The sequence below is a fragment of the Hymenobacter sp. UV11 genome, assembly GCF_004684095.1.
GTDB lineage: Bacteria > Bacteroidota > Bacteroidia > Cytophagales > Hymenobacteraceae > Hymenobacter.
This window is the reverse complement of the sequence record NZ_SRII01000003.1, coordinates 475,315-491,709: the sequence shown is the minus strand read 5'-3', so window position 1 is coordinate 491,709 and position 16,395 is coordinate 475,315. Positions and strand designations below refer to the sequence as shown.

Sequence of the window (16,395 nt, the reverse complement as noted above, 5' to 3'; positions counted from 1 at the left end):
TTACTATGAACAAACTACTCTACGCCAGCATTTTACTAGCTGCCAGCCTCAGCGGCTGCCAGCACGACAGCGACTCGCCCGCGCCCGCCCTCTCCGATGAGCTGGCGGGCACCTGGCGGCTTACCAACTTGCAGTGCTTCTGCCCCGCTGGCCAACCCGTGCCCAATGAGGTGCTGATGCTCGACACCAGCCAGCACTTTAAGCTCTTCCGCAACGGCACCTTGGCGGCGGCGGGCACCTACGCCACCAGCCAGGGTGCCAATTGCTCGGCCAACGATATGGTGCCATTTATCACGCTCACGGCCTCGGCAGCCAACGTGTACGTGCCCAAAGGCGCCTATAGCCTCGCCAACAATACGCTGGTTATTGACCAGTGCAGTGCGGCCGACGGGCCTAGGTATACCTACCAGCGCCAGTAGCCGCCCTACCCCCGCCTACAGGCCCGGCCCCAGGTTCACGGGCCCGTCGATAGAGCGGCCGTTGAGCACCTCGGTTTGCTGGCGAATACTTTCGATGTGGATGAGCTTATAGAGCTCGCCCACAAATTTTTCGTCGATATTGAGCTTCCTACCCCACTCGGGGCGGGTTTTGAAGATTTCCTGCCAGCGTTCGAGCTGCAAAATCTTCACGTTGTTCTCCTTCTTGTACTCGGCCAGCTCCTGAATGAGGGCCATGCGGCGGGCCAGCATTTCGAGGATTTCGTGGTCGGCGGTGTCCATTTTCTGGCGCAGCTCCTCGGCTTTGTTGCGGTAGTCGGCGTTGTCGGAGCTGCGGTAGCGGTACTTCAGCTCGCTCAGAATTTCTTGCAGGCGGGCGGGCGTCACCTGCTGGGCGGCGTCGCTCAGGGCGTGGTCGGGGTCGGGGTGCGTCTCGATGATGAGGCCATCGTAGTCGAGGTCGAGCGCCTTTTGGGCGATGGGCAGCAGCAAATCGCGCGAGCCGCCGATGTGGCTGGGGTCGTTGATGAGCGGCAGCTCGGGGTAGCGCGTTTTCAGCTCAATGGGGATGGCCCAGGTGGGCGCGTTGCGGTAGCGCGAGGGCCCAAACGCACTGAACCCCCGGTGAATAGCCGCCAAATCGGTAATACCGGCCCGCTCCAGCCGCTCTAGCGCACCAATCCAAAGCGCGAGGTCGGGGTTGACGGGGTTTTTCACCATCACGGGCACGCCGGTGCCGGCCAGCGCATCGGCCAGCTCCTGCACCGCGAAGGGGTTCACGGTGGTGCGCGCCCCAATCCAGAGCACGTCGATGCCGTGCTTGAGAGCTTCTTCTACGTGCTTGGGGGTAGCTACCTCAATGCACATGGGCAGGCCGGTTTCGGCGCGGGCGGCTTGCAGCCAGGGCAGCGCGGCGGTGCCCATGCCTTCGAAGCCGCCGGGCTTGGTGCGCGGCTTCCAGATGCCGGCGCGGTACATGTCGGCCTGGCCGGCGGCTTTGAGGGCGCGGGCCACCGTCAGGACTTGCGCTTCGGACTCGGCCGAGCAGGGGCCGGCAATAATAAAGGGTTGGCCTTTGGCCGCCAGCAGGCGGGTGAAATACGTGTTGGCGGTAGCGGTGCTTTTTTCCATTTATGAATTGTAGCGTGGGCTCTGCGAGCCCGCGCATAGAACGACTTACGCGCGGGCTCGCAGAGCCCACGCTACTTTGTAACCCTAAAAGTAACCAGCGGCTGCCGAACGAGGTTTTAGCAGGGGGCGTTACCTTCGTCCTACCCCTCCCCATCCTATTCACCCGCAGCTTTCTGGCCCCCATGTCTACTACTCCCACCGCGCCCGCTCCGCCCGTGGCGCCCATCTCGTTTGAAGACACCCGCATTGCCTTCGAGGCCAAGTCGGATGGTGAGCTGCGCACGATGTACGCCCTGTTTGCGGCCATGAACAATGGCAGCCTGGTGCAGGTGGGAAGCAGCCTCATGCAGTCGGCGCTCAAGCTGGGCTTTCCGGGCACCAAGTTTCTGATTAAGAACAGTATTTTCAAGCAGTTTTGCGGCGGCGAAACTATTCAGGAATGCCAGCCGGTAATTGCTGAGCTGGGGCGCTACCACATCGGCACCATCCTCGACTACTCGGTGGAGGGCACCGGCAACGACCGCAGCTTCGACCGCACCCGCGACGAGATTCTGGCGACCATTGCCATGGCTGCGACTACGTCGAATATTCCGTTCTCCGTGTTTAAGGTGACGGGCCTGCTGCCCACGGCGCTGCTGGGAAAAATGCAGGCCGGCACCGCCCTCACCGCGCCCGAGCAGGCGGCATTTGAGCGCGGCCAGCAGCGGCTCGATGCGTTGTGTGCCAGCGCCCACCAGCACGACGTGCGCCTGTTTGTGGATGCCGAAGAGAGCTGGTTTCAGCACACCATCGACGAGCTGACCGAAACCATGATGCAGCGCTATAACCAGGAGCGCGCCATTGTCTGGAACACGTATCAGCTCTACCGCCACGACCGGCTGGAGGCCCTGCAAGCGGCCCACGACCGCGCCGTGGCCGGCGGCTACTACTTGGGCGTGAAGCTGGTACGCGGCGCTTACATGGAGAAGGAAGCCCGCGTGGCCAAGCAGCGCGGCCACGCTACCCCTATCAACTCCAGCAAGCAGGCCACTGACGACTTATACAACGAATCGCTGCGCTACTGCGTAAACCATATTGACCGTATCAGCCTGTGCGCCGGTACGCACAACGAAGCCAGCTCTTTGCTGCTGACCCAGTTGATGCAGCAGGCCAACCTGGCGCCCGGCGATGAGCGCGTGTGGTTTGCCCAGCTCTACGGCATGAGCGATAACCTGAGCTACAACCTGGCCCACGCGGGCTACCGCACCGCCAAGTACGTGCCCTACGGCCCCGTGGAAGCCGTAATGCCCTACTTGCTGCGCCGGGCCAACGAAAATACCGCCATCGCCGGCCAAAGCAGCCGCGAATTTTTACTGATTCAGAAAGAGTTGCGCCGCCGCAAGGGCCGCAGCTAGCCCTACCCCCCGAAAATAGTGGGCGAGGGACGGACTTACCTGCAACGTCGGCGCGGTTTTTGGGCTCTTCTGGTGAGTGGTTGCGCAGCCAGTCGCCGAGGCTCGGGCAGTAGCTTAGGGGCCGGCTAGGCCCAGCAGCAATCCGCCTACGTGCTCACCTTCGTATTATATAACGTTGACTACGCGCCGCATGCGGGTTTTTAACGTTGTCTACCCCCTATATTCTCCATGATTATTCGCCTTCGCCATTACCTTATTCGCTATGCCCGGCAGCAGGCCGGTACGGTCAGCTACCTCACGCTGGTGCAGGAAGCCGAGTTGGGCTTGAACCTGGAAATCTCGCACGAGAAATCGCGCCTCAACGAAATACTCGCCGAAATATCGACCGAAGAACACGCGGCCGGCCGGCCCCTGCTGAGCTGCCTGGTGCGCGTGCCGGGCTCCAAAGGCCAGGGCGATAACTTCTATAAGCTGTGCGAGCGCCTGGGCATGGGTGAGTGGCGTAGCCTGAAGCAAGACGAGAACTTTCTAAAGAATTTAATAAAAGATTGCCGCGAGTTTTGGCAGGAAGAAGACAACTACGCGCAGTACGCACTAAACCTCGCGCAACAGTAGCTATTAGCTAACTGGCTCTTAGCATGATTAATAAGACCCTGACTACAGCCAGGGTCTTTTTTGTGCCCTACCCCCCGGCAGCAGAACCAACTCAGAAAGCCTCCTATCAGCGCGTAACCAACTCTCGGGTGTTGCCGTTAAAGTACATGAAGCCGAACAGTTGGTTCTGGCGACATTTAATCTAAATCCCCCTTTTCCGATGAACACCAACGATGCAAACAACCCGATGAATTCTGGTACCGGCGCTGGCGCTAACTATGGCACTAGCAACACCGGCACTGGCCTCGGTAATAGCGGCAACCTAAGCAACGAAAGCACCAGCTACGCTGCTGGCACAGACTACAACGCCGATGCTTCGGCTTCGGATGCCACTCCTGCTTCGACTGCTGATACTACCCCTACTAACTCGACTGATACCAACTCACGCCCCGGCGACGACTATAGCGCTACCGCTAAAGGTGCCGCAGTAGCCGGCAGCGCCGGTGCTGCCGTAGGCCGCGGCGTTGACGCCGTGCAAAACACGGCCTCGCGTGCTGGCCATGCCGTAGAAGATGCCGTAACCGGCTCGAACGACAGCTACGATGGCGACTACACGCACACCAGCGGCATTTTCCGCGACCGTAGCAGCGCCGAGAAAGCCTACCAGTCGCTGCACGAGCGCGGCTATGGCAAGGACGACGTAAACCTGCTGATGTCGGATGATACCCGTAAGACCCACTTTGGTGATAACACGGCTCATACGGACTTGGGTGACAAGGCTATGGAAGGTGCGGGCGTAGGCTCGGCCATCGGTGGTACGGCCGGTGCCATTATTGGCGCTATTGCTGCTATCGGTACTTCGGTAGCACTACCGGGCCTCGGCCTCATCATTGCTGGCCCGCTGGCCGCTGCATTGGCTGGTGCCGGTGCCGGTGGACTCACGGGTGGTCTGGTAGGCGCCTTGGTAGGCTCGGGTATCCCCGAGGAGCACGCCGCTGAGTACGAGGAAGGCATCAAAAACGGTGGTATTGTAATGGGCGTAAAGCCCCGCAACGCCGAAGATGCCAAGTACTTCGAAGAGCAGTTCAAGACCAACAACGCTGACAAAGTGTACCGCTATTAATAGCGAGCTTTAGATTTTCAAAAAGCCTCTCCCAGCCGGGAGAGGCTTTTTTGTGGCTTTTATTAGAGGAATCGCGGCCTGGCCGGTGTGCTACGGCAACCTTGGGATTGGTACACAGAAGTATAGCCTGAGGCGTGACCCTAGGTAGCCCCGCGTCGAAAGAGCTTGTTCTGACGCGGAGGCGCGCAAATTCGCGCTTCTACCCTCTTGTATATCGACTACGAAACCGCCGTAGCTGCAACGTTAGCGGGAATTTTATGTCAGTAGACACCCAGTGCGCTTCGCCCATGCCGCTTAGCTACTGGTACCCAGCTTCTCATATCCCACCCAGTTTATACTTGCTTAGTAAATCCACCAATAGGCCTTAATGAATTATTAGTGAATTGCTTAGCGAATGACTTTATAATGGAGTTCTGCTGCAACCATTCCGGATAAAAGCAGTTTTACTGCTTGACTCGGACTAATGTAGTGAGATTTTATTTTGTTGAACGAGTGGCTTAGGGCGAACCCGAGGACAACTTATGTGGATAGTAAGACTGGCGCTGGCGCGGCCCTACACCTTCGTGGTAATGGCGCTACTAATACTTATTGGCGGGGTGCTGACAATTCAGCGCATGGCGGTGGACATCTTCCCCGACATCCCGATTCCGGTGGTGGGTATTGTGTGGACGTATGCGGGTATTGCGCCCGAGGAGATGAACCAGCGCGTGGTAGTGCCCGTGGAGCGGGCCATTACCACGACCGTTAGCAATGTCGAACACCAGGAAAGCCAGAGCCTTAAGGGCATTGGTCTGATAAAAGTATTCTTCCAGCCAGGTACGAACCCCGATGGGGGGGTAGCGCAGCTCACGGCCATTTGCCAGACGCTGCTGCGGGTGCTGCCGCCGGGCATCACGCCGCCGCTCATTATCCGCTACTCGGCCTCCAACGTGCCGATTGCCCAGACCTCGCTCAGCTCGGAAACGCTCGGTGAGTCGGACCTCTACGATGCGGCCAACGCCTTCATCCGGCCGGGCTTGGCGGTGGTGCAGGGCGCCTCGGTGCTGCTGCCCAACGGTGGCAAGCCCAAGCAGATAATGGTGGACCTCGACCCGCAGAAGCTGGCCGGCAAAGGCCTGAGCGCCGACGACGTAGTGAACACGCTCACCACTCAAAACCTGATTATCCCGGCCGGCTCGGCCAAAATCGGCACCCGCGAGTACGACGTCAAGCTCAACTCCAGCCCCGAGGCGATTGCCACACTCAACGACCTACCCATCAAGACGGTAAATGGCGTGACGACCTACATCCGCGACGTGGCCTTTGTGCACGAAGGCTCGGCGGTGCAGCAAAACATTGTGCGTCAGAACGGGCGGCGCACGGCCATTATCCCGATTCTAAAAAGTGGGGCGGCTTCTACGCTGGCTATTATTGACCAGATTAAGAAAGCGCTGCCAAATATCCAGGCCAATGCCCCGCCCGGCTTGAATATTAAGCTGTTGTTTGACCAGTCGTTTTTCGTACGAGCCTCGATTAAAGGCGTTATTATTGAGGCCAGCATTGCGGCAGCGCTTACGGCGCTCATGATTTTGCTGTTTTTGGGCTCGTGGCGCTCCACGCTCATTATCGCCATCAGCATTCCGCTTTCCATCCTGGTCAGCATTATCGTGATGAATATTCTGGGGCAAACCCTGAATATTATGACCTTGGGCGGGCTCTCGCTGGCCGTGGGCATCCTAGTGGACGACGCGACGGTGGAAATCGAGAATATTCACCGCAACATGGGCCAGAAGAAAGGCCTCAAACGCAGTATTCTGGATGGCGCGCAGCAGATTGCTACCCCCGCGCTAGTGGCTACGCTGTCCATTTGCATCGTGTTTGTGCCGGTGTTCTTTCTGGGGGGGGTAGCGTCGGCCATCTTCGCGCCGCTGGCTACGGCGGTAATTTTTGCTATGCTGGCCTCGTACATCTTGAGCCGGACGCTGGTGCCCACAATGGTGATGTACCTACTGCGCAAGGAGTTGCCCATTTATCACGCGCAGGAAGAAGAGGAAGTGCCGAGCGCCTATTTTCGCAACGGCCGCGAGGTGACGCAGGGTGAGCGCGACCTGGCCCGCCTGCACCGCGAGCAGTTTGAGCGCGAGCACCCCAGCGGCACACCCGAGGAAGAGGCCGAGCAGGGCATTACCGATGAGGAGCGCCGGGCCGGCGAGGCCATTACCAAAACGTGGGTGTGGCGCCTACACACGGGCTTTGAGCATCATTTTGAGAATTTCCGGCACGGCTACAAGGGCGCGCTCGACTGGGCACTCGGCAACCGCGGGCTGGTCGTGGCAGCCTTCCTGGTGCTATTTGTGGGCTCGCTGGGGTTGTTTCCCCTGATTGGCCAAAACTTCTTCCCAACCGTGGATGCGGGGCAGCTGCGCCTGCACGTGCGGGTGCCCACCGGCACACGGGTGGAAGAAACGGAGCAGCGCTTCCGGCAGGTAGAGGGCGTGATTCGGCAGGTGATTCCGGCCAAGGAACTGGATTTAGTGCTGGATAATATTGGGCTGCCGGTGGTGCCCATCAACCTGCTGCTGAGCGACAACCCAACAATTGGGGCCGGCGACGGGGAGATACTGGTGAGCATGAAGGAGGACCACGGCCCCACGGCCGGCTACATTGAGGAAATCCGCCGCCAGATTCATAAGCAGTATCCCGACCTGATTATCTTCTTTCAGCCGGCCGATATCGTGAACCAGACGCTGAACTTCGGCCTACCCTCCCCCATCGACATTCAGGTGACGGGCCGCAACACCAAGGCCAACCAGGAGGTGGCGGCCGAGCTCAAGAAGAAAATCACCAACGTATCGGGGGTAGTGGATGCGTTTGTGTACCAGGCGTTTGACCAACCGCAGCTGCGCCTAGATATTGACCGGGTGCGTGCCCAGCAGGCGGGCCTGGCCCAGCGCGATATCGCCAACAACCTGCTCGTGAACCTGAGTAGCAGCACCCAAACCAACCCTAACCAGTGGCTGAACCCGCAAAACGGCGTAAACTACACCGTGGCCGTGCAAACCCCGCCAAGCCAGCTCGCTACCCTCAATGATGTGGGCAACATTACGGTGACGGGCCCCGGCCAGCCTGTCCCGCAGCTGCTGACCAACTTCGCGCAGGTGCGCCGCACCCAGACTACGGCGGTGGCTTCGGACTACAATATTCAGCGCACCGTGGACCTCTACGCCAGCGTGAGCGGCCGCGACCTAGGCGGCGTGAGCAAGGATATTCGGAAGATTATTGCCGAAACTGAGAAGCACTTGCCCAAGGGCACGACCATCGTGATGCGCGGGCAGGTGGAGTCGATGCGGACTTCGTTTATCGGCCTCGGCCTGGGCCTGGCGGGCGCTATCGTACTGGTATACTTGCTAATGGCGGTAAACTTCCAGAGCTGGCTCGACCCGCTCATCATCATTACGGCCTTGCCGGGCGCGCTGGCGGGTATTCTGTGGATGCTGTTTGTGACCCAGACCACGCTCAGCGTACCGGCCCTGATGGGCGCCATCATGTGCATCGGGGTAGCTACGGCCAACTCGATTTTGCTGGTGACGTTCGCTAATGAGCGCCGCGAGGAGGAGCCCGACCTGAGCCCCCGAGATGCGGCCCTGGACGCCGGCTTCACGCGCCTGCGGCCGGTGCTGATGACGGCCCTGGCCATGATTATCGGCCTGCTACCCATGTCGCTGGGCCTGGGTGAGGGTGGTGAGCAGAATGCCCCGCTGGGCCGCGCCGTAATCGGCGGGCTGATGCTGGCAACCGTCACCACGCTGTTCTTCGTGCCGATTATGTTTTCTTACCTAAAAAAGAAGGAAGAGCAACCGGCTGAAGCCCAGCCCGAACCGCAGGCCCAAGCCGCTTAATCATCCTTAACAAGGAAGTTATCCGCCCGTTGCCGCTTCCCAAACCGCTTTACTTTTTACATGTCAACTAATTCAACCGCAGCTACTTCCTCTGGCAAGGGCCGCTTCTGGCTGGTTATCCTGGTTTTGCTGATTGTCTTCGGAATTCTGTTTGCGGTGGGGCTCCTACCCCGCCTCAAGCACAACAAGGCCCGCGATGAAGAGTCGCAGACCCAGGCCAGCGCCAAGCCGATGGTGACGGTGCAACGCGCCAAAACCGCGCCCGATACCACCACCGTAACCCTACCCGCCGACCTGCGCTCGAACCACGAAACGTTTGCCTTTGCCCGCGTCAATGGCTTTGTGCAAAGCTGGACCAGCGACATCGGCCAGCACGTGCGCAAGGGCCAGGTGCTGGCCACCATCTCTACCCCCGAGCTGGACCAGCAGATTGCCCAGGCGCAGGCCAACCTGGCATTGGCCCGCACCTCGTTTGGCCGCCTCACCAGCGTGACGCTGCCGGGCGCCGTGTCGCAGCAGGAGGTAGATGCCGGCCGGGCGCAGTTTGCTGCCCAGGGCGCGGCGGTGAAGCAGCTACAAGCCCAACGGGCTTTCCGGCAGGTAGTTGCCCCATTTAACGGCATCGTAACGCAGCGTAATGTGGAGGTGGGTACGCTCGTGACGGGCGGCAACGCCACGGGTACCCAGCTCTTTAAGATTGAGCAGACCGACACGCTGCGCGCCTTCGTGGATGTGCCCCAGAACTTCGTGCCCGGCATCAAGCGCGGGCTGCGGGCCGACGTGCTGGTGCCCGAATTTCCGAACAAGCCCTTCGAAGGCCGGGTGGCCCGCGATGCCGAAGCCCTCGACGACCAGACGCGCACCCTGCGCACCGAAGTAGTGCTGCCCAACCGCGGCTCGAAGCGCCAGCTGCGCCCCGGCGTGTACGGCCAGGTGCGCTTTCGCCTGCCGCAAAGCACGCCGAGCGTCCTCATCTCGGCCAATGCGCTGGTGCCGGGCATCGAACCCAAGGTAGCGGAGGTGCGCGACGGTAAAATTCATTTCCTACCCCTGGTGCTGGGTCGCGACTTCGGCTCGACCCTCGAAGTAACCCAGGGCTTGAAGGGCGGCGAGCAGCTCATTATTAACCCGGTCGAAACCCTGACCGAGGGCTTGGCCGTGACTGCCAAGGCTGCTCCCAAACCGAAGGCACCCACCGGCCCGCCACCCGCCAAGCCCCGACCCAACGACCCGGACGCGCCGCGCGTGTCGTCGCCGGTGGCGAAGTAAGTAGTATACGGGTCGTTCGCAACGGCACCTCACCCCCTATCCCCCTCTCCAAAAGAGAGGGGGAACTAGTTTTAATTCTAGCTTTTAGAAACTATGACTAGAGTTAGTCCCCCCTCTCTTTTGGAGAGGGGGCTAGGGGGTGAGGTACCGTTGCAAACGACCACCCGCTCCATCCTCGATTATAGACGTTCATGCGTATCCCCCTTGCTCTTCTGACCCTGGCCCTGGGCGGCTGTGCCGTGAGCCACTATACCTACGACCCGCCGGCCGTGGCCGTGCCCACGGCGTTTAAAAACACGGCGGCCGTTGATTCGCTGGGCCGGGGTAGGGCTGAGGTGCCCGCGCCCGTGGTGGCCGACACTGCCACTAAGGCCCGCCTGGCCCAGGTGCCGAGCCTGCCCGCCTGGTGGGCAGTGTTTAATGACACCACGCTCACGCGGCTGGAGGGCCAGGCCGGCAGCCTGAATTTTACGACGCGGGCGGCGCTGGCGCGCATCGACCAGGCGCGGGCGCAGCTGCGGGTGGCCGAGGCCCAGCGCTCGCCGGTAATTGCCTTGGCGCCGCAGGTGTATAATTCGCGGCTGTCGGCGCTGCGGCCGGTGCAGTCGGCCATTATTCCGGCGGTGGCAGTGCAGCAGCAGCAGTACTACGTGCCGCTCAGTGTGAACTACGAAGTGGACTTGTTTGGCCGGCTGCGGCGCGGCGCGCAGGCCGCCCGCGCCACCGAGCAGGCCAGCGAGGCCGATGAGCAAGCCGTGCGCCTGAGCGTGTCGGCCGATGCGGCTAACTCTTACTTCAGCCTGCGTGGCCTCGACGCCGAGCTGCTGGTGCTCGACAGCGCCCGCCAAGCCCGGCGCTACAACGTGCAGCTGACCGCCGCCCGCTTCAAGGCCGGCGTAGACAACGAAATCGGTCTGCGCCGGGCCGAAACCGAACTGGCCAACGTGGAGGCCAGCGCCATTGAGCTGCGCCGCCAGCGCGCCGGGCTGGTAGCCTCGCTGGCTACCCTCACCGGGCGGCCAGCCAGCAGCTTTGTGCTGCCCTCACTGGCGCCCGACTCGGTGAGCTACCAGAGCGCGCTGCCGACTAAGGGTACCGCCCCTACCCCCCCCTCGGCGGCTGTACCGGCACTGCTGGCGCCGCTGCCCGCTATTCCGGCCACGCTGCCGGCAAGCCTGCTCACGCGGCGGCCCGACCTGCGCCGCCAGGAGCGCCTGCTGGCCGCCGCCGACCTGCACGCCGACCAGGCCCGCCTCAACCGCCTCCCTACCCTCCTGCTCAACGGCTTTATCGGCCCGCAGAGCAGCCACGTCGGCGATGTGGCCAAGGTGGGCAGCGGCCTTACTTACTACGTGGGTGGTGGGTTTAATATTCCGCTGTTTGACGGCGGGCGCCTGCGCGGGGCCGAGCAGCTGGCCCGCGCCCAGGGCCGCGAGCAGGTGGCCACCTACCAGGGCACGGCCCTCACGGCCTACGAGGAAGTAGAAACCGCCCTGGCCGACGTGCGCGCCGGCGAGGCCCAGCTAGCGGCCCAGCAGCGGGCGCTGCGCGCCGCCCGCCTGGCCGGCCGCCTCACCCTGGAGCGCTATCGGCGCGGCCTCAGCGACTACTTTGCCGTGGTGGATGCCGACCGCCAGACCCTCGACGCGGCCCGGCTGGTGGTGCAAACCCAGGCCACCCAGTTGCGCGCCGCCGTGGCGCTGGTACGGGCGCTGGGCGGCGGCTGGCAGTAATAATGTTGGTACATGAGTTATAACGCGTATGTTTGCGCTATTCTCCCTAACCCCTTCTCTCTCATGGCAGCGCGCAACATTATCTCCTGGGTTCTACAAGTGATTCTCGGCTTGGCTTTCATCCTTTCGGGGGCCAATAAATTTCTGCACCTAGAGGATACGGTGGGCATGTTTGGCAGCATGGGGCTGCCGGCGGCCTTGACCTACCTGGTGGCGGGCGGCGAGGTGCTGGGCGGCATTGGCCTGCTCATTCCGCGCTTCGTGCGGCCGGCGGCCATGGGGCTTATTATTATTATGATTGGCGCGGTAATTATGCACGCCACTAAGATTCCCGGCGGCTTGGCTAAGGGGGTGCCGGCCATCGCGTTGCTCGTACTGCTTGTGGTGCTGCTGGCCTTGCGCCGGCCGGTGCCAGCCCGCCTCACCTAGGGCAACGCAACATCTGGCGTCGCTGACGCTTTACAACTAGTACCGCCGGGTTCGTAGCCCGGCGCTTTTTTTATGCAAATCCTCTATTCTTACCTGCGCCGCTACTGGCCGCTGCTGGTGCTGGCGCTCGTGCTGGCAGCTATCAACCAGGTTTTTTCGCTGCTTGACCCCTACCTGTTTCGCCGGCTGGTGGACCACTTCGTGCCCCGCACCGGCTCGGTGAGCGGGCTGCTGAATGTGCCGTTCTGGCCGTTTTTCTGGCAGGCCATTCCCTACATCGGGGCCATGCTGGGCGTAGCAATGGTGTCGCGTATCGCCAAGAATTTTCAGGATTACTACGTCAACGTGATAACCCAGCGGCTGGGGGCCACCATGTACTCCGACGGCCTGCGGCACTCGCTCGACCTGCCCTACCAAGTGTTTGAAGACCAGCGCTCGGGCGAGACGCTGGGCAAGCTTCAGAAGGTGCGCCTCGACGTGGAGAAGCTCATTCAAAGCTTTGTGAACGTGCTGTTTACGGCCGTGGTGGGCATCATCTTCGTGATGTGGTACGCCATTACCGTGTACTGGCCCATCGCCATTGGCTACTTCATTACCATCCCGCTGCTGGGCATTTTGAGCTTTGCGCTGAGCAAAAAAATCAAGGTCATTCAGAAGACTATCGTGGGCGAAACCACGGCGCTGGCCGGCTCCACCACCGAGAGCCTGCGCAACATTGAACTCATCAAGAGCCTGGGCCTGGCCCAGCAGGAAACCGAGCGCCTGAATGGCATCACCGCCAAAATCCTGAAGCTGGAGCTGCGCAAGGTGCGCTACCTGCGCTCGTTGAGCTTCGTGCAGGGCACGTTCGTGAATTTGCTGCGCAACATCATCATCCTGATGCTCTTGTATTTGCGGGTGCAGAATCACATTAGCCTGGGCGAGTTCTTCTCGTTCTTTATCTACTCATTCTCCATCTTCGGGCCGCTGCAGGAGCTGGGCACTATCATCGGCACCTACCGCGAAACCCAGATTTCGCTGGCCAATTTCCAGACGATTCTCGACACGCCTCGTGATGTGAAGCCGGCCCACCCACAGGCCGTCGACCGCATCGAAACGCTGGCCTTCGACCACGTCACGTTCAAGCACCTCACGGCCCCGCAGCCGGCGCTCTCCAGCATCTCGTTTGATGCCAAGCTGGGCGAAACCATTGCCTTTGTGGGTCCCAGCGGCTCGGGCAAAACCACGCTCGTGAAGCTGCTGGTGGGCCTCTACCCCCCCCTGTCGGGCGAGATTCTCTACAACGGCATCCCGAGCAGCAACGTGGACCTCGACCAGCTGCGCGAGCAAATCGGCTTCGTGACCCAGGACACGCAGCTCTTCGCCGGCACCATCCGCGAAAACCTGCGCTTTGTGGCGCCCCAGGCTACTGATGAAGAGTGCCTGCGCGCCCTGCACCAGGCGGCGGCCGACACGCTGCTGGCCCGCGCCCCCAAGGGCCTCGACACGGTGCTCGGCGAGGGCGGCGTGAAGGTGAGTGGCGGCGAAAAGCAGCGCCTCAGCATTGCCCGCGCCCTGCTGCGCCACCCTACCCTCCTCGTTTTCGACGAAGCCACCTCGGCCCTCGACTCGCTCACGGAGGAAGAAATCGGGCGCACGGTGCGCGAGCTCTCGGGTTCGCGCCAGCACATCACGGTGCTCATTGCCCACCGCCTGAGCACGATTTTGCACGCCGACCGCATTTTTGTGCTAGAGCGTGGGCAGGTGGCCGAGGCCGGCGGCCACGCCGAGCTGCTGGCGCAGAAAGGGCTGTACTATGCCATGTGGCGCCAGCAGATTGGCGAGCGTAAAGAGGTTGTCAGTGTAGGATAAGCTTTAGCTTGTCAATCGGCCGCAAAAACTGACAAGCTAAAGCTCGTCCTACCCCCTTATTTATCCCCAATCAATACCTGCGCGCCGCTGCTTTTGCCCATGATGATGACCTTGGCATTGGGCGAGGTAGCGATGGCCTGCTGGGCCTTGATGCTTTCGTACTGCAAGAGCTTGTCGCTGAGCTCGGTGTTCACGATGCGCTGGTAGTCGGCAATGCCCTGGGCCTCGACGCGCTTGCGCTCGGCCTCCTGCTTTTCCTTCTGCAGCACGAACTCCATTTTCTGGGCATCCTGCTCGGCCGAAATCTTGCTTTCGATGCTGCGCTTCACCGACTCGGGCAGCTGAATGTTGCGAATGAGCAGCTGGTCGAGCTTGAGGCCGTTGCTGTTAAAATCCTTCTCGATGGCGGCCAGGATGCGGGTCTGGAACTCCTCGCGCCGCGTGGAGTAGAGCGCCACCGCGTCGTAGTACACGGCATTGTCGCGGATGCGAGTACGGGCCAGGGCGCGCACGATTTTCTCCTGGTAGTCTTCGCCGATGGTGGACAGGATTTTGGGCGCCTGGCTGGGCACTACATGGTAGAGCACGGTGAGGTCAATGACGACCTCCAGCCCATCGGCCGAGAGCACCCGGATGGCGTCGTCGCCGGTCTGCTGCCCCTCAGCGCGCACCGCCGACATGGTGTAGTTCTGAGTGCGGGTGTCGAAGCGCGTGACGCTCACCAGCGGGTTTACCACGCTCAGGCCGGGCTGCAGCACCCGCCCCTCCACCTTGCCAAACAGCGTTTGCACGCCCACCTGCCCTACCCCCACCTGCACTACCATACTCGACACTACGCCCAGCGCCAGCAGTGCCGCGCCTAGCACCAGCAGCCCCCCACGCCACCGCGCAAAACCCTCGGAGTAGCGGTTGGCATTAAGACCCAGAATAAGCGCGATAAAACCTAAGAAAATGAGCAGCATGACGGGGGAGAGGATGGGGTAGGGTGTAAAGAACGGTACGGGGAACGGGGAATCGCCCTCTGCGACCACCACAGCAGCCCAGCTTTTATCGCTGATACCCAGCCCTGCATTACACCTCCTGCCCCTGGCACGCAACTTTTGGGCGGCTTCCTCCGAATGAAGGAACCATGCATTTTACCGTCATTACCCCTACCCACCAGCGCCGCGACCTGCTGCCCGAAACCATTGCCAGCGTGCGCGCCACGATTTCGGCCCCGCTTGACTTCTCGGTGGAGCACCTTATTTACCAGAATGGCCCCGACGACGGCACCGCCGCCTACCTCGCCGAAGCCGCCGCCCAGCCCTACCCCCCCCTGCGCCACTGGCAGCACCCCAAGCCCCAGCGCCCCGGCCTCGCCCGCAATGAGCTGAGCAAAGAAGCGCCCGCAGACGCCTGGGTGGTACCCCTCGACGACGACGACCTGCTGCTGCAGCGCGCCCTCTACCACTACGGCGCGGCCATTACGGCCCACCCCGGCCGCTCCTGGCTGGTGGCCGACTTCCTGCGCGTGGACGAAACCGGCCGCTACCTGCCCGGCGAGGACTACTACGCCTGGAAATTTGACTCGCCCACGGCCATGCTTCAGGCTATTTTTCGGGCCGAGCACTTCATTCAGGGCAACGTATGCTACACAAAGGCGTTGCTGGCCGAGGTAGGTGGTTACGACGCCGAGCTGGCCATGGCCGAAGATTTGGATTTATACGTGCGGTTTCTGCTGGCCGGGCACCTGCCGGTGGTGTGTCCGCACTACAGCCATTTGCACCGCTTCCATGCAGCCAACACCAGCCAGGGCGTGGACGCAGCCAAGCACAACGCCGACTTGCGGGTTATTTATGACAAGTACGCCAGCCCGTTGGCGGCGCTGGGCGTGGCCGCGCCGGGCGCCTAGCGGGCGAGCTGACCGTATTGTACTTAACAAGTATTTTACATTATTCAACGACTAAAAGGAACTATCTGGCGAAGAACTAAATCCGGTGCTGAGTTGAGCTGCGTAATTTGAATAGTTATCGCTGTTCACCCACCTTTTTCTGCGCCTGCTATGTGCCAACTCGTTACCCCCGCTACTACCGTAGTACACGCCATTGACATCAATTGCTCGGTGGCCAAAGCGTTTGATTTTCTGCGCGATGTGCAGCAGTGGCTGCCCTGGGCCATGCCGCAGGCGCAGGCCGTGCTGCCCCTGCCGCTGGGGCAATGGCTGGTGAAAACGCGCAGTGGCCTGGCCAAGCTGCGGCCCCGCTTCAACCAAGCCCTGGGCACCCTGGAATACGAGCTGGTGGCTGCCGCCAAAACGTGGCGCGTGCCCATCCGGCTGGTAGCCACCCGCACCGGCTGCTACCTGGCCGCCACCTTCGTGAAGCCCGTGCACCTCACCGCCGAAGCTTTTGCTCACCGCATGCAGCACACGGCCACCGCCCTGCACATCCTCAAGCTGGTGCTGGAGCAAGACTAACCTTATAGCCAACAATTTATCATTATACCCCGCTGCTTCTAAACTACTTACTCTTATCTAGTTATCTATTGCAACCCCGTGGCACTCGTCGCGGGGTTGCT

General features: G+C 61.3%; 13 protein-coding genes. 11 read left to right on the top strand and 2 right to left on the bottom strand.

Annotation, left to right across the window (positions count from 1 at the left end; genetic code table 11):
- Window positions 1-5 precede the first annotated feature (5 nt).
- Window positions 6-419 carry a hypothetical protein gene (locus tag E4631_RS07040; protein WP_133658737.1) on the top strand — a complete coding sequence of 138 codons (414 nt, stop codon included), beginning with the start codon at window positions 6-8 and terminating at the stop codon, window positions 417-419.
- A gap of 15 nt (window positions 420-434) precedes the next feature.
- Here E4631_RS07040 and E4631_RS07035 read toward each other — a convergent pair whose 3' ends face one another.
- Window positions 435-1,568 carry a chorismate mutase gene (locus E4631_RS07035; RefSeq protein ID WP_133658738.1) on the bottom strand — a complete coding sequence of 378 codons (1,134 nt, stop codon included), beginning with the start codon at window positions 1,566-1,568 and terminating at the stop codon, window positions 435-437.
- Window positions 1,569-1,750: 182 nt separating this feature from the next.
- On the opposite strand from E4631_RS07035, the gene E4631_RS07030 reads away from it, so the two are divergent.
- From E4631_RS07030 to E4631_RS06995, 8 genes are all read left to right on the top strand, one after another.
- Window positions 1,751-2,962, top strand: coding sequence for a proline dehydrogenase family protein (locus E4631_RS07030; protein WP_133658739.1), 1,212 nt, complete (start codon window positions 1,751-1,753; stop codon window positions 2,960-2,962).
- Between the two features lie 228 nt (window positions 2,963-3,190).
- A complete protein-coding gene (locus tag E4631_RS07025) occupies window positions 3,191-3,577 on the top strand; it encodes a hypothetical protein (protein WP_133658740.1) in 387 nt (128 codons plus the stop codon).
- A 199-nt stretch (window positions 3,578-3,776) separates the two neighbouring features.
- Window positions 3,777-4,679, top strand: coding sequence for a hypothetical protein (locus E4631_RS26910; protein WP_317129124.1), 903 nt, complete (start codon window positions 3,777-3,779; stop codon window positions 4,677-4,679).
- Window positions 4,680-5,200: 521 nt separating this feature from the next.
- Window positions 5,201-8,557 carry an efflux RND transporter permease subunit gene (locus tag E4631_RS07015; RefSeq protein ID WP_133658741.1) on the top strand — a complete coding sequence of 1,119 codons (3,357 nt, stop codon included), beginning with the start codon at window positions 5,201-5,203 and terminating at the stop codon, window positions 8,555-8,557.
- A 60-nt stretch (window positions 8,558-8,617) separates the two neighbouring features.
- On the top strand, window positions 8,618-9,826 hold the full coding sequence (locus E4631_RS07010) for an efflux RND transporter periplasmic adaptor subunit (RefSeq protein ID WP_133658742.1): 1,209 nt from the start codon (window positions 8,618-8,620) through the stop codon (window positions 9,824-9,826).
- A gap of 191 nt (window positions 9,827-10,017) precedes the next feature.
- The gene (locus E4631_RS07005; RefSeq protein WP_133658743.1) at window positions 10,018-11,559 is read left to right on the top strand and encodes a TolC family protein; all 1,542 of its coding nucleotides are present in this window, start codon (window positions 10,018-10,020) and stop codon (window positions 11,557-11,559) included.
- Between the two features lie 63 nt (window positions 11,560-11,622).
- A complete protein-coding gene (locus E4631_RS07000) occupies window positions 11,623-11,988 on the top strand; it encodes a DoxX family protein (protein ID WP_166648173.1) in 366 nt (121 codons plus the stop codon).
- A 72-nt stretch (window positions 11,989-12,060) separates the two neighbouring features.
- Window positions 12,061-13,839: an ABC transporter ATP-binding protein gene (locus E4631_RS06995; protein ID WP_133658745.1), complete on the top strand. Its 1,779-nt coding sequence runs from the start codon at window positions 12,061-12,063 to the stop codon at window positions 13,837-13,839.
- A gap of 56 nt (window positions 13,840-13,895) precedes the next feature.
- Here the strand turns inward: E4631_RS06995 and E4631_RS06990 are convergent, their stop codons facing one another.
- Window positions 13,896-14,801 carry a prohibitin family protein gene (locus E4631_RS06990; RefSeq protein ID WP_133658746.1) on the bottom strand — a complete coding sequence of 302 codons (906 nt, stop codon included), beginning with the start codon at window positions 14,799-14,801 and terminating at the stop codon, window positions 13,896-13,898.
- Between the two features lie 167 nt (window positions 14,802-14,968).
- Between E4631_RS06990 and E4631_RS06985 the strand changes: the two genes are divergently transcribed.
- Both E4631_RS06985 and E4631_RS06980 read left to right on the top strand, forming a co-directional pair.
- Window positions 14,969-15,730 carry a glycosyltransferase family 2 protein gene (locus tag E4631_RS06985; protein WP_133658747.1) on the top strand — a complete coding sequence of 254 codons (762 nt, stop codon included), beginning with the start codon at window positions 14,969-14,971 and terminating at the stop codon, window positions 15,728-15,730.
- Window positions 15,731-15,880: 150 nt separating this feature from the next.
- Window positions 15,881-16,294: a hypothetical protein gene (locus tag E4631_RS06980; protein WP_133658748.1), complete on the top strand. Its 414-nt coding sequence runs from the start codon at window positions 15,881-15,883 to the stop codon at window positions 16,292-16,294.
- Window positions 16,295-16,395 lie beyond the last annotated feature (101 nt).